Raw genomic sequence first — 13,927 nt, 5'->3', positions numbered from 1 at the left:
ATCGCTTTCGCTCGATTCGCCCGTCGCGCCCTTGAGCGATCGTGAGACAATGCCGCCGACGCCACGCACGTGGCAATCGAACGAACAAGAGGCTTCGAACCGGGCGGCGCGGGCCGCGACCGGACTTTCACGCTATGGCAGATTCCGCAGCATCTTCGACGTCGGGCCTACGGCGCCCCGCTACGACCAAAAGGCGTGCACGCGCCGCCTCATCCGAGACCGACAATCGGCCGGCCCGCGTCGCGCTCTTTGTCGAGGACGCCGTCCAAACGGTCGCCCGGGCGGCACAAGGCGCGGGTGCAGCGGTCGAAAAGTCCGTCGATCTCGTCCCGCCGGAAGATGCGCTTGCCGTGGCGCATACGATGAACCTCGATCCGCGCCAGGGCACGCTCGACGGCTTCGAGTTGCCCGCCGAGGCGCTCTCGTCGCTTCGTGAGCGGGAGGAAAAAGAGCCGACGCGGCCCGTGAGCGATGCCGGCGATTTCGTCGAGATCGAGGAGGCCGCAGCCAAGTCTTCGCCAAGCGGCGCATCGTCGCGCAGGCAAGCGGCCGCCCGAAAATCGACGGAGCCCGCCGCGCGCAGCGCCAACTTGGCCGAGGCGGCGGATGCGTCCTCGCAGCGCCCGTACGATGCCCTGACGCAAAGCGTGGCGGCGCTTCAAGCGGCGCTGGTCGACGAGCGCCGGGCGGCAGACGCGAGCCGGCGCGGAACCAGGCAACTCGTCGTTGCGGCGCTGGCCATATCGCTGATCGTTGGCGTCCTCAGCGTCGTGCAGACGGTCGTTGCAGTCCGGGCCTCCGAGGCAAGCGCCGCCGCGGAGCAAAAGACGGCAGCGCTTTTGCGCGCCCAGCAGACGGAACTCGCGGCATTCGTCGATGCGGCTTCGGCGGCCTCGGCCGACATTCGCGACGCGGCCGATTCGCTCGATGCGAAGCAGAGTGCGCAGCCGGCCCGCGCCTCAGCGGCCGCGCCGAGCGCCGGCAAGCATGCACCGCGCCCGACGCACCCGCGCAAGACCGCCGAAAAGGCGCGCGGCGCGAACGCCTATTGAGCCGGCGGCACGCGCGGTCAACGCTTCTTCCAGCGCTTCAGCAATAGCGCGTTCGTGACGACGCTCACGCTCGAAAAGGCCATCGCCGCGCCCGCGAGCATCGGATTCAGCATGCCGAGCGCGGCCAGCGGGATGCCGACGAGGTTGTAGACAAAAGCCCAGAAGAGATTTTGCTGGATCTTGCGGTAGGTGCGCCGCGAGATGTCGATGGCATCGGCCACGAGCGTCGGATCGCCGCGCATGAGCGTGATGCCGGCCGCGTGCATGGCGACGTCGGTGCCGCTTGCGAGCGCGATGCCGATATCGGCGGCGGCAAGCGCCGGCGCGTCGTTGATGCCGTCGCCGGCCATGGCGACGATGCCTCCGCTCTCGGCCTTCAGATCGCGGATGACGCGCGCCTTGTCCTCGGGCAGCACCTGCGCATGGAATTCCTCGATGCCGAGTGCCGCCGCCACCGATGCGGCGGCTCCGCGATTGTCGCCGGTCACGAGCACGCTTTTCACGCCGCGCGCCTCGAGCCGTTCGATCGCCGCGCGCGCTTCTGGCTTGAGCTCGTCGCCGAATGCAACGAGCGCGATCGCCGCGGCGCGCGCGCCGGGCGCCGCCGCCCGCATCAGCCACGACACCGTGTTGCCCGCCGCTTCGAGCTCGCGCGCACGTCTCTCGGCGGCCGGGGGCAACGCGATGCCGAGCTCGGCTACCCATCGTGCGTTGCCGAGCATCACCATTTGCCCGTCGATCTGGGCCTGCATCCCGCGTCCCGCCACCGCCTGCGACAGCGCGGGGGCGGGCCGGGTGCCGCGGCTCGCTTGCGCCGACGCTGCTTGCGCGTACTCCGCCTGGAAAGCGGCGACGAGCGCCCGTGCGAGCGGATGGTCGCTGCCGCGCTCGAGGGCGGCAGCGAGCGCAAACGCGGTTTCCCGGTCTAGATCAACGTCGGCGGCGGCCAATGCCGCGCCCTTTGTCGATGCGGCATGCGGCTCCTGATCGGCATTTGCCGCCCTGGCGCTCGCTTGCGCCCCGTCCGACACGCATTCGAACGCCACCACGCGAGGCTTGCCGACCGTGAGTGTGCCTGTCTTGTCGAACGCGACGACCGTCACGCGCTGCGCGAGCTCGAGTGCCTCCGCATCCTTGATGAGCACGCCATGTCGCGCCGCGACGCCGGTGCCGGCCATGATGGCGGCCGGCGTGGCGAGCCCGAGCGCGCACGGGCAGGCGATGACGAGCACGGATACGGCGTCGAGGATCGCCGCTTCGACCGATGCGCCAGCCAGCAGCCAGCCGGCCAGCGTGGCGGCCGCGAGCACGAGAATCGCCGGCACGAAGATCGCGCTCACGCGGTCCACGAGCCGTTGAATGGGCGCCTTCTTCGCCTGGGCCGACTCGACCAGGCGAATGATGCGCGCGAGCGTCGTCTCCGCGCCGGTGGCGCGCGTCGTGACTTCGATCAGGCCTTCCCCGTTGATCGAGCCTGCCGTGACGGTCTCGCCCGGCCCTTTCGCGACAGGCAGGCTTTCGCCGGTGATGAGCGCTTCGTCGACGTGCGTGCGGCCCTCGCGGACGATACCGTCGACGGGCACGCGCTCGCCGGGCCGTACGACGACCACCATGCCGACGCGCACCTGCGCGAGCGGCACATCGCGCTCGCCTTCGCCCTCGCCGAGCTTGATGCGCGCGCGGTCCGGGCGCAAGGCGTTGAGTGCGCGAATGGCGTCGGTCGTTTCGCGCTTGGCCCGCGCTTCGAGCCATTTGCCGAGCCGCACGAGCGCGATGACCACCGCCGAAGCCTCGAAGTACAGATGCATGGTGTCGCCGGGATGCGCGATCATCTGCCAGACGCTCAGCCCGTAGGCGGCCGAAGTACCCAGCGCAACGAGCAAATCCATGTTGCCGGTTCGCGCGCGCACCGCGCGGTAAGCCCCGCCATAGAACCTTGCGCCGCACGCGAACTGGACGATGCTCGCGAGCGCGAGCTGCAGCCCGGCGGGCAGCATCCAATGCCGGCCTGCCGCTTCGGCGAGCATCGGCAACATCAGCGGTAGCGCGAACGCGGCCGCCACGGCCACGGCGACAAGCTCGCGACGGGCGAGTCGGCGTCGCTCTTCGGCAGCTCGCGCGATGTCGGCGACATCTTGCGGCGCCGCCCGGTCGGTGACGACGGGGCGCGCTTCGTAACCCGCGTCGACGACGGCTTTGACGAGCGCGTCGAGCGCCGGCGGTTGTGCCGCGGCGGAGAGATCGACGGTCGCGCGCTCGGTTGCCAAATTGACCGACGCGCGCAGTACGCCGGGCACGCGCGCCAGCGACTTCTCGACGCGCATGGCGCACGAGGCGCAGGTCATGCCGCCGATATCGAGTTCGGCCGTCGAGGAGGCGACGTCGGGAGGGGAGGACAAATCGGTCATGGTGGACGACTGCAACTAGGCCGCGATGAGAGGCAGTGTCGTCCTTCCAATGATGGGAAGGTCAAGCGCGACTGCCGCGGTCCGCGCGGCCCCCCGTTCAGTCAGCGGACAGCGGCGGATAAATATTCCTCGCAAACGCGCCCAAGAGTCGAGAGGGATTGCGTTGCGCCATTGCGCAATCGTTAGCGCATTCTTCTTGCCTACCGACTGAGGATACGATAAAACGCTTTCGCGAACTGATGATTCGACGACTACGTCGTGCGCGACGTCGTGGCCGGACGGCACCGCGCCGCGGAAGTGCTTCGCGGCTCGAGAGCGGCGCCTCGTAAAACTCTGACATCACAATGACAACAACACTCGCTACTGCGCGAAACAGCGTTTCGCTGGCTCGGGTCGGGGCCTGGCTGGCTTGCTTTGCCGTTTTCGCTCTGGCCGGCTGCGCCGCCCGAGCGCCTGCCCCCGCCGTGTCCGCCAACCACGGTTGGACGAAGGACGAAGTATCGGACTCCTACGTATTCGGCTATCCGCTCGTGCTCATGACGAGCGCCCGTGTCGCGGCCAGCGCGCCGGGCGGTCCCGGCGTCAACAAGCTGCAGTACTCGCGGACGCCGCCGGCCGCGGACGATCCGGGCCTCCCGCCTCGCCCCGACGTCGATACGCTGGCCTCCTCCGGCTGGCTCGATCTGAGCAACGAACCCGTGCTGCTGACGCTGCCTGCCACGCGTGGCCAGTACCTCGACGCGCGCGTGCTCGACATGTGGACGAACGTCGTCTGGTCGACGGGTTCGCTCGAGAATGCACGTGGGGCGCTCGCGAAGCCGCGCACGATCGCCTTTGTGGCGCCTGGGTGGCAGGGCGGCCTGCCGGACGGCGTCGAGCGTGTCCAGGCACCGGGCAAGAGCCTCTGGCTGGCCGTGCGCCTCGCCGCGACCGGCCCGCGCGAGCTCGCCGCGGCACGCCGATTGCAAGAGGAAGTCCGCGTAACGCCGCTATCGGCGTTCGATGCCGAGCACAATGGAAGGCCCAGGGTGAAGCGTGTGAAGGGGACGAAGCGCGGCAGGCCGCTCAACGGTGGGAGCGCGGATCGAGCGGACGACGATCCGCCGTCGTTCGACGATACGCCAGCCGGGCAGAGCGCCGCCGTGGCGTCGCTCGACGCGAACGCGTTTTTCAGCCGGCTTGCCGATGCGCTGCAGGACAACCCGCCCTCCCCGAACGATGCGCACGCATTGGAGATTCTGGCGGATCTGGGCGTGAAGCCCGGTGAGCCCTTGCATCTGCCGACGGGCGCGGCACAGGCGATCGCGGGGGGTCTCGCCGAGGCGCGGGCGCGGATCGCGACGGCGCCGAACAACGCGTTGTCCGTGAACGGCTGGATCTGGCTCGGCGATGGTCTCGGACACTACGATGACGACTATGCGCTGCGCGCCTATGCTGCCTATGCACAGCCGGGCAGTGGCACGAAGGACGACGAAGTGGTGGCGACCGCCACGCTCGACGCCGATGGGAAGGGGCTGGACGGCAGCAACCGATATGTGCTGCACTTTCCGGCGAAGGGACTGCCGCCGGTGCGGGCGTTCTGGACGCTCACGGCTTACACGAAAGACGGTGCGCTCGTCGAAGGCGATTTTCGACGCCGTTCGATCGCTTCGCGCGACGCGCTGCGTCGCAATCGTGACGGTTCGCTCGACGTCTATCTACAGGCGGAAACGCCGGGGCGCGCACGACAGGCGAATTGGCTCCCGACGCCCGACGGCGCGTTTCAAGTCGTGATGCGGCTCTATGCGCCGCAAGGCCCGGCGATCGACGGCACCTGGCAGCCGCCGGCGCTCGAGCGCCAATAAACCGGAGCAGCGATGTCCAGCGAAACGAAGGCCGGCGTAGCAAAGACGTTCGTCAAGGTGCGCAAGGCGACCCATTCGCGCCGCCTACGCCGTACCGCAGTTGTAATCGTCGTACTGATCGTGCTCTACGGGCTGATCGGTTTCTTTGCCGCACCGCCCCTCATTCGGCATATTGCCGAGCAACAGATGAGCGAAGCGCTCGGGCGGCCCGCCCATATCGAGCGCGTCTCGCTGAATCCGTACACGCTGCGGCTCGAGGCGGATCGCATCCGCGTCGGCGAGCAAGGCGGCGCCGGCGATTTCGCGAGCATCGAGCGGCTCGTGGTCCAAGCATCGTGGTTCTCGCTGCTGCGTTTCGCGCCGATCGTCGACGAAGTCAAGGTCGATTCGCCGCACGCGAACATCGTGCGCTACGACGCCCAGCGCTTCAATTTCAGCGATATCGCCGACAAGTTCGCGAACGAGCCGTCGAAGCCGTCGAAGGGGCCCGCGCTCTTTTCCGTATCGAACATCGATGTCGAGAACGGGCGCATCGATTTCGACGATCGGCTCGCCGGCCGCAAGCACGTCATCGATCGTCTTTCGCTGGGGGTCCCGTTTATTGCGACGCTGCCGTCGAAGACCAATATTTTCGTCGATCCGCGCTTCATGGCGCGTGTCGACGGAAGCCCGATCCATATCGCAGGCAAGACGAAGCCCTTTGCCGCCTCACGCGAATCGGAAATCGCGTTGAAGTTCGACGATCTCGACGTGCCGCAAATGTTGTCGTTCTCGCCGACGAAGCTGCCCGTGACCGTCGCAAGCGGCAAGCTCGCCGGCGATCTCACGCTGCGCTTCGTCATGACGGGCAGCGCTCCCGCGCTCACTGTCACGGGGACCACCGATCTCACCGATGCGCAGGTCGTCGACGAGCGCAAAGCGCCGCTTTTCGCCGCTCGCGCCGTGCATGTGGCGGCGGCATCGCTCGAGCCTTTGCGCAAAGTGTTCCGTTTCGACGAGATCCGGCTCGATCAACCGTCGCTGCACCTCGCACGGGAGCGCTCGGGCGACCTCAGCATCTCGCGCACACTGGCCGGATCGCCTTCCACGGCCGCCTCGTCCGCCGTGCCGGCATCGGCCCCCGGTGGGGCGGCGAGCACGGCCACCGCACCCAAGGCATCCGCGGCCTCCGCCGCTTCCGCGGTCGGAGCGGCAGCGCAGGCCGTTCAGCCGCTCGACCTTTCGATCAAGCATTTCGCGCTCAACGACGGCGACGTTGGGCTCGAGGATCATGCGCCGGCGCAACCGGTCTCCCTCGGACTCACGCACCTCGACGTGTCGCTCGACGGTTTTTCGACGGTGGGAGAGACGCCTGCGCACTACGACGTCCACACCGTGCTGGCGCAGGGCGGCACGCTTGCCGCGACGGGGGCCCTGAGTCTCGCCGCGAAGGCGGCGGACCTAAAGCTGACGACCGATGGGCTTCCGCTCGCGCTCGTGCAACCCTATCTGTCCGGTTCGACGTCCGCGCGCATCGATGGCGGGACGCTCGGCACGGCTTTGACGGTCAAGGCCGACTGGTCGAAGACGCCGACGAACGTGCAGGTGGCGCAAAGCGACGTCACAGTGAAGTCGCTGAAGGTGACGGGGCCGGCCGTGGCCACCGGGGCGAATGCACCGACGCCCGCGCTCGCGCTCGACGAAGGGCATGTGGCGATCAAACAAGTGGACCTCGCCGCGCGTAAAGCCGACATTTCGGCCATCGACCTGGCGGGGCTGTCGGTCAACGGAGCGCGTGCGAAGGACGGGCGTATCGATCTCATGGCGCTCGCGGGCTCGCCACAGGAAGGGCAGACGCATACGACAAATACGCAGGCGCACGAGCAAAAGCCGCATGGCCGTGAGCGAGGTGCGGCGCGGACAAGCGAAGGCGGCCAGGGCGGAAAGGAGCAGGCGGCCGCGAACGCGCCGCCCGCGGCCGGCGCTCAGTCCGGCTGGCACTATACGATCGGCGCCGTGCGGCTCAAGGACGGCACGGCGCAGATCGTCGATGAGGTTCCGGCACGGCCCGCCACGGTCCGCATGTCGTCGATCCAGTTCGAAGCGCACGACGTCAGCGACGATATGCACCGTGCGTTGCCGATCAAGCTGGCCGCGACGCTGGGCGGCAAAGGCACGCTCGACGTTTCGGGCGACGTTACGCCGAGCCCGCTCGCGGCGTCGGTGACGTTGCACGCGAATCGGCTCGACGTGTCTTCGGCGGAGCCGTATTTCGGCGACGACCTCAACGCAAAGCTTGCGAGCGCATTCCTGAACGCGGGCGGCGACGTGAAGCTCGGTATGGCGAACGACGCGCTGACGGCGACTTTCCGAGGCGGCGTGGCGCTCGTCGACGTGAAACTGCTCGACCGCACCACGTCCGCGCCGCTCGCCGGCTGGCGCGCGCTGTCGCTCGCCCGCATGAATGCACGCTACGACGCGCACGGTACCGATGTCGATATTGGCCGCATCACGTTCTCGCAATTCTTCGGCAGCGTGCTGCTCGACGAGCAGGGCAAGCTGAACTTGCAGGACGTGCTCGGCAATGAGCACAAGCCGTCGCCGGCACCGGGGACGACCGCTACGCATCGCGGCAGCACGACGACGGTCGCCGAGGCGCCCAAAGCCGCGCCATCGCAGACGCAGCCGCCGTTCAAGGCTCACGTCGGCGAGGTCGTGCTTCAGCAGGGGCACGTGAATTACACCGACCATTTCGTCAAGCCGAACTACACGGCGAACCTCGTCGACATCACCGGCACGATCGGCGCGTTCGGCACCGAAAAGCGCGCGCCCGCGCCCGTCGATGTCAGCGCGAACCTGGCTGGGAACGGACCGATCACGATACGCGGCACGGCCGATCCGCTGGCGCCAAAGCCGTCGCTGGATCTCGGCGCGAGCGCGCATGAAATCGAGCTCAAGAGCTTGACGCCATACTCGCTGAAGTACGCCGGCTATCCGATCACGAAAGGCCAGCTCAACGTCGATTTGCATTACAAGCTCGAGAACGATGTGCTGACGGCGAACAATCACATCTTCATTTCGCAGCTGACGTTCGGCGATCACGTGGAGAACAGCACCGAGACGCATCTGCCGGTGAAGCTCGCGATTGCGTTGCTGAAGAACCGGCGCGGTGAGATCGACGTGAACATACCTGTTTCGGGCTCGCTCGCGAATCCGCAATTCAGTATCGGCAGCGTGATCTGGGGCGCGATCCGCAACCTGATCTCGAAGGCCGTGACCGCGCCGTTCACGCTGCTCGCCAACGCGTTCGGCGGTGGCGGTGCGGACAGCGCGCATGCGGCCGAGCAACTGCACTACGTCGCGTTCACGCCAGGCTCGGCCGATCTGAGCGATGCGGCGCGCGGTAAGCTCGACACGATCGCGAAGTTGCTCACCGACAAGCCCGAAGTGAAGCTCGAATTGACGGGCCGTGCCGATCCGGCTATCGATACGCCGGGTCTGCGTCTCGCCTATGTCGACGATCTCGTGAAGAAGGAGAAGGCACAGGATTTGGCGGCCAAAGGGCAGAAAGTCGACCTGTCGACGGTGAAGATCGATCAAAGCGAATACAGCGATTACTTGAAGAAGGCCTATAAAGATGCCGACTTCAAGAAGCCGCGCAATTTCATCGGCATGACGAAGAGCATGCCCGACGACGACATGAAACGCATGCTCGCCAATCATGCGACTGTCGACGAGGCGAGCTTGCGTGCACTCGCAGAGCGTCGCGCCGACGCTGTGCGTCAATATTTGATCGCGAAGGTCGACGCGAAGCGCATCACCGTCGGTGCGCCGAAGCTCGACGCCAATGAAGTCAAGGACAGCGGCCCGACGACGCGCGTCGACTTCGGCCTGCAGTAAGCGACGGCACGGCGCGGCGGCCTCGTGCCGGCGCATCGTGCTTCTTTCACCATATCTCGCAGCCGCACTTCGAAGCACTCAGTCCGTGCAGGAAGAAGTCGAACCCTTCGTAAGTCGCGAATGCCACCTATCGCGCCGCGTTCGAGCAGTTTTCCAGTCCTAGTTTTCGAGAAGCCCGGCCTGCTCGATGACCCTCTGGACCGACGCGGTTATTCGTCGCACCTGCTGCGCGTGATGCGCGGCGCTGATACACTACTCGCTTCCACTCACTCGACACGAACAGGGAGGCGTCAAATGGTAACGACAATGCTCGCGGCCACCCTGGGTATGCCTCGGTTCGTGACGCCACCTTTGCGACGCCTGTGGGGAAATCCCCTCGGAGGACGACCGTAGTTTTCACGGTTCGTTCGTCGCTTCACCTCGGCTTTCGCCCGGCGCTTCGCGCAAGTTCTCGCTTGCGCGGCTAGGGTTTCAGCATCGGGCACGACGTCGTGCCGAGGCTTTTCGGCAGGTACGTTGCGCGTGGTTCGATGTTCGCGCGCCGTGCTTTTCGTATTTCGATTCCATGACCGCCAGCGCCCTGCGCTTGGCGGCTGAACATTTATGATCGCCAAGAATACTTTCGGCGCCCAGACGTTCAAGAGCGTCCTTGGGTACACGTTTTCTCATTGGGGCCGGCAGCGCGTGCGCATCGTCGTCATCGCGCTTTTCGCGCTGACAGGCGCGGTGGCCGACGTGCTGACCCCGCTTTTCGCGGGCCGTCTCGTCAACGCGCTCGCGCATGGCTTGACGGACAAGCACGCGGCCCTTCACCCGGCGCTCGCGGCGTTTGCAGCGATGCTCGTGCTCGGGCTCGGCGCCGCGCTTGCGCGCTACCTCATGTTCGTGCAGATCATCGCATTGACGTTGCGGATGATGAGTGAAATCGCGGGCAATGCCTTCCACCGTGTCCAGCGCTTTTCGACCGATTGGCATGCGAACAGCTTTGCGGGCTCGACCGTCCGCAAGATCACGCGCGGGATGTGGGCGCTCGATTTGCTGAACGACACCGTCTTGATCGGCTTGCTGCCTTCGTTCGCGATGCTCATCGGTGCGACGGTGCTGCTCGGCATGCATTGGCCCGCCATGGGTGCCGTCGTCGGCGCGGGCGCGTTGATCTATGTCGGCGTTACGGCCGGCCTGTCGCTCGGCGTCGTCGCGCCGGCGGCGCGGCTTGGCAATGCGTGGGACACGCGACTCGGCGGCGCGCTTGCCGATGCCGTCACCTGCAACTCCGTCGTCAAAGCGTTCGGCGCCGAGCTGCGCGAGGAGACGAGGCTTTCGCGCGTCGTCGGCAAATGGCGCGAGCGCACGCGGCGCGCGTGGCTGCGCGGCACGGCCAACGGCGGCGTGCAGAACGTAATGCTCGCGGGGATGCAGGCCGCGATACTCGGGGCGGCGTTGATCCTTTGGTTGAACGACGAGGCGACGGTCGGCGACATCGCATTCGCGCTGACGATGTTTCTCGTGCTTCAGGGCTACCTGCGCGACGTCGGGATGCTCGTGCGCAACTTGCAGCGCTCGGTCAACGATATGGAAGAGCTCGTTGCGCTCGAGCGTCAGCCGCTCGGTATAGAAGACAAGCCGGGTGCGCCGCCGATCGTCATCGACAAGGGCGATATCCGATTCGAGCACGTCACGTTTCGCTACGACGCGCACGCGGCGCCGCTCTATTCGAATTTCTCGGTGCGGATCGCGCCGGGCGAGCGCGTGGGTCTGATTGGCCATTCGGGCTCGGGCAAGACGACGTTCATTAAGCTCATTCAGCGGCTCTACGACGTGTCGGGTGGCGCGATCACGATCGATGGTCAGAACATTGCCGAAGTCGGGCAAGCTTCGTTGCGCGCTCAGCTTGCGATCGTCCAGCAGGAGCCGTTGCTGTTTCATCGCACGCTGGCGGAAAACATTGCGTACGCGAAACCGGGTGCGACAGAGGCGGAGATCGAGCGCGCGGCACGGCTCGCGAACGCGCATGATTTCATTTCGGGCTTGCCGAAGGGGTATGAGACGCTCGTCGGCGAGCGCGGCGTGAAGCTCTCCGGCGGAGAGCGTCAACGTGTCGCCATCGCACGGGCGTTTCTCGCCGATGCGCCTGTGCTGATCTTCGACGAGGCGACCTCGAGCCTCGATAGCGAAAGCGAGGCGTTGATCCAGCAGGCGACGGAGCGGCTCATGGTCGGGCGCACGACGATCGTCGTCGCGCATCGTCTATCGACCGTACGCGCTTTGGATCGGCTGCTCGTGCTCGATAAGGGCAGAATCGTCGAGGAGGGCAGTCACGATACGTTGATTCGCATCGAGGGCGGGCTCTACCGGCGGCTCTTTGAGCGGCAGGCGTTCGAGTTGACGAAGGGAATGGATGTCGCGCGCGATGGGGCGATCGGTGAGTCGATGACAGAGGCGTGAGCTGGCGGGCTATTTGATGATCGTTTCGGATGATCGCTGTCGCCAAATTTTGGGGGCGCGAGGGATTGCAGCGGCCGCTTTTCGAAATCGCTATGTGCCCCGCCAGCAGGACGGTTACTTGAGAGCCTTGCTCGATACCTCTATTGAACTGGCGCTAGTTCGACGATGTCGTCAACCGCTTCGTCCGCATCGGGAGGCGTGTGCGTCAACCGGATCTGCTCGATCATCTTCGTCAAGACGTCGAAGGCCGTCTCGGGGGTGGCCTGCGTAGGGGTTGGCTTGTTCGGGTTCTGATGAGCGATCCAATCACGGTATTGCTTGATTTGCTTGACCTGCCCAATCAGATTGGAGTCGACTTCGCCCTTGAAGAGGTCGAGAATCTCGCCGAATCTCCAGTACTCGACCTCGCTTTCGAATTTTTCTGCCAACCTGCTCGAGTATTGCTGCGGATATCCGGCCGCGAGCAGACGATTCGCCGTCTGCAGGTGCTCGATGACGCATCTCTCGAATGTGGCAAACAGCGCCAAAATGGCGAGGTCGGCCGCCTGCTTTACGGCGCCATCGAGGGCGGCGTTTGCTTGCTCCGGAGTTGCGCCAATGAATTCAGTGCGTCGGATGAGTTCCTCGTGCTGGATTTGAATCGTGCGTTCGGCAACCTTGAAGCAATCACTCGCCACGGAGAAAGCCCGGAAGACAGGTTCGAGCGGATTATTCGAATTCATAGTCCGAGACATCGGTCAGCAGGTCAATGAACAGGCCTTCGTCAATGCGTTTCGGTCGACGGACTGTGGCCTCGATCCAGTACCAACCGTCCCCATCGACTCCGGCGAGCATGGGTGTTGGCGATGAGCCTATGGACTTCCCGCCAGATACGGTTTCTGTCGAAATTCCTGGGCCTTTTCCAACGTGGAATAGAAACGCATGTCTCGCCACTCGGCCGATCAGGTCTACTCTCCCACGTGCGCCTATGATCTTGGATCCGACAGGGACGATTTTGGCCACAGACACACCGTCCTTTGCTATGCAAAGACTCGGTGCCTCATATTCGGCCATCCTTTCCTCTCTGAGCGTTACTACACCCGTCTCCACTGACAGGCCATGTTTTTTGCACCAGCCGCCGGCTTCCATCAGGAAGGCTGTGACACGTTCCAAATACTCGTCGGGGTATAAAAGCGCGTGCTCAGTCAATGTTAGTCCTTGCATTTCACGATCCGTTCACTGCGTAGTGCCCCTGCATCTGCTCGCGCGATTCGCATAGCGATCTCGCCAGTCAGAAGCGAGCGCTGATTCCTTGTGCGCGCATCAGAAGTCCAAGCTTAGCACTGACCCCATCTCAAAACATGCGATTTCCGGCGGCTTAGGACAGGCAGCGCCATACCGATCGCCGGTTCACGTCGCCTTTGCCATCGCGGCAAACGCAGCCTCCTGCGATGAAGGCTGTTGGGCCCGCAGCACCAGCCACATCGCCGAGCGCGCTCCTTTCTCCTTCAGCGGCCTGTACACCACGCCATTGGCGTTCATACTGCGCAGCGATTCCGGCACCAGCGCGACGCCGAGGCCAGCCGCAACGAGCCCGACGATCGTCGGCGCGGCGCGCGCTTCCTGCCCTATGCGCGGCGCAAACCCGGCCTGCCGGCACAGCGCGATGATCTGATCGTACACGCCGGTCCCGCTTTCGCGCGGGTACATGACGAACGTCTCGTCCGCCAACGCGCCGATCGTGAGCGGCTTCGCGGCCGCTGTGAGCCGGTGATGAGGCGGCAGCGCGACGATGAGCGAGTCTTCGAACAAACGAGTTGCGCGCAGTGTCGGCGGCAGGTCGGGGGCCGATATGCCGCGCACGATCGCAACATCGAGCCGCTGCTCGAGCAGTGCCGCCAGTTGCTCCTGCGTCGTCAGCTCCTCGATTCGCAAATGCACGCCCGGAAAACGCTGCCGATATTTCAGAATCAGACGCGGAATCAACGCAGTGAAGGCGGCCGACCCCGTCAATCCGACACGAAGCTCCCCGATTTCGCCCCGTTGTGCACGTGCCGCCACCGTCGACACCCGCTCGGCCTGAGCGAGCAGCGCGCGCGCCTCGGGCAGCAACGCCTTGCCGGCTGGCGTCAAGTCCACGCGCCGGTTGCCGCGATCGAACAGTTGCGCGCCGAGCTCCTCTTCGAGCACGCGAATCTGCTGACTGAGCGGCGGCTGCGCGATATTCAGGCGCAGTGCGGCCCGGCCGAAATGCAGCGTCTCGGCCAGTACGACGAAGTAGCGGATGCGGCGCAAATCCATGATATCTCCCATGTATCAA

8 protein-coding genes are annotated in these 13,927 nt (G+C 65.5%); 4 read left to right on the top strand and 4 right to left on the bottom strand.

The features are described from left to right. The first annotated feature begins 134 nt into the window (after positions 1 to 134). Positions 135 to 1,052, top strand: a complete 918-nt coding sequence (locus AB4Y31_RS20115) for a hypothetical protein (RefSeq protein WP_368675463.1) — start codon at positions 135 to 137, stop codon at positions 1,050 to 1,052. A gap of 17 nt (positions 1,053 to 1,069) precedes the next feature. Here AB4Y31_RS20115 and AB4Y31_RS20110 read toward each other — a convergent pair whose 3' ends face one another. Further along, positions 1,070 to 3,460 (bottom strand): heavy metal translocating P-type ATPase, encoded by a 2,391-nt coding sequence (locus AB4Y31_RS20110; protein ID WP_368675462.1) that lies wholly within the window; start codon positions 3,458 to 3,460, stop codon positions 1,070 to 1,072. 464 nt (positions 3,461 to 3,924) lie between these two features. Here AB4Y31_RS20110 and AB4Y31_RS20105 point away from each other — a divergent pair, with 464 nt between their 5' ends. The 3 genes from AB4Y31_RS20105 to AB4Y31_RS20095 all read left to right on the top strand — a co-directional run bounded on the left by AB4Y31_RS20105 (position 3,925) and on the right by AB4Y31_RS20095 (position 11,628). Further along, complete coding sequence (locus AB4Y31_RS20105; protein ID WP_368675461.1) at positions 3,925 to 5,304, top strand: DUF1254 domain-containing protein; 1,380 nt, start codon at positions 3,925 to 3,927, stop codon at positions 5,302 to 5,304. Between the two features lie 12 nt (positions 5,305 to 5,316). Further along, entirely contained in the window at positions 5,317 to 9,183 is a 3,867-nt protein-coding gene (locus AB4Y31_RS20100; protein ID WP_368675460.1) for a DUF748 domain-containing protein, read from the top strand. Between the two features lie 603 nt (positions 9,184 to 9,786). Beyond that, positions 9,787 to 11,628 carry an ABC transporter ATP-binding protein gene (locus AB4Y31_RS20095; RefSeq protein ID WP_368675459.1) on the top strand — a complete coding sequence of 614 codons (1,842 nt, stop codon included), beginning with the start codon at positions 9,787 to 9,789 and terminating at the stop codon, positions 11,626 to 11,628. A gap of 140 nt (positions 11,629 to 11,768) precedes the next feature. Here the strand turns inward: AB4Y31_RS20095 and AB4Y31_RS20090 are convergent, their stop codons facing one another. The 3 genes from AB4Y31_RS20090 to AB4Y31_RS20080 all read right to left on the bottom strand — a co-directional run bounded on the left by AB4Y31_RS20090 (position 11,769) and on the right by AB4Y31_RS20080 (position 13,908). Beyond that, positions 11,769 to 12,350, bottom strand: a complete 582-nt coding sequence (locus tag AB4Y31_RS20090; protein ID WP_368675458.1) for a hypothetical protein — start codon at positions 12,348 to 12,350, stop codon at positions 11,769 to 11,771. After that, positions 12,337 to 12,816 (bottom strand): hypothetical protein, encoded by a 480-nt coding sequence (locus AB4Y31_RS20085; protein WP_368675457.1) that lies wholly within the window; start codon positions 12,814 to 12,816, stop codon positions 12,337 to 12,339. The genes AB4Y31_RS20090 and AB4Y31_RS20085 overlap by 14 nt, the downstream gene beginning before the upstream one ends. A gap of 201 nt (positions 12,817 to 13,017) precedes the next feature. Continuing rightward, the gene (locus AB4Y31_RS20080) at positions 13,018 to 13,908 is read right to left on the bottom strand and encodes a LysR substrate-binding domain-containing protein (RefSeq protein WP_368675456.1); all 891 of its coding nucleotides are present in this window, start codon (positions 13,906 to 13,908) and stop codon (positions 13,018 to 13,020) included. Positions 13,909 to 13,927 lie beyond the last annotated feature (19 nt).

Origin of the sequence: Trinickia sp. EG282A (assembly GCF_040965455.1) — a bacterium.
Lineage (GTDB): Bacteria > Pseudomonadota > Gammaproteobacteria > Burkholderiales > Burkholderiaceae > Trinickia > Trinickia symbiotica.
This window is presented reverse-complemented; position numbering and strand designations above follow the sequence as displayed.

Bases quoted from the DNA above. Each gene is read 5' to 3' on its own strand.
- AB4Y31_RS20100 (WP_368675460.1), top strand. From the start codon at position 5,317: ATGTCCAGCGAAACGAAGGCCGGCGTAGCAAAGACGTTCGTCAAGGTG.
- AB4Y31_RS20115 (WP_368675463.1), top strand. From the start codon at position 135: ATGGCAGATTCCGCAGCATCTTCGACGTCGGGCCTACGGCGCCCCGCT.
- AB4Y31_RS20110 (WP_368675462.1), bottom strand. From the start codon at position 3,460: ATGACCGATTTGTCCTCCCCTCCCGACGTCGCCTCCTCGACGGCCGAA.
- AB4Y31_RS20080 (WP_368675456.1), bottom strand. From the start codon at position 13,908: ATGGATTTGCGCCGCATCCGCTACTTCGTCGTACTGGCCGAGACGCTG.
- AB4Y31_RS20095 (WP_368675459.1), top strand. From the start codon at position 9,787: ATGATCGCCAAGAATACTTTCGGCGCCCAGACGTTCAAGAGCGTCCTT.
- AB4Y31_RS20090 (WP_368675458.1), bottom strand. From the start codon at position 12,350: ATGAATTCGAATAATCCGCTCGAACCTGTCTTCCGGGCTTTCTCCGTG.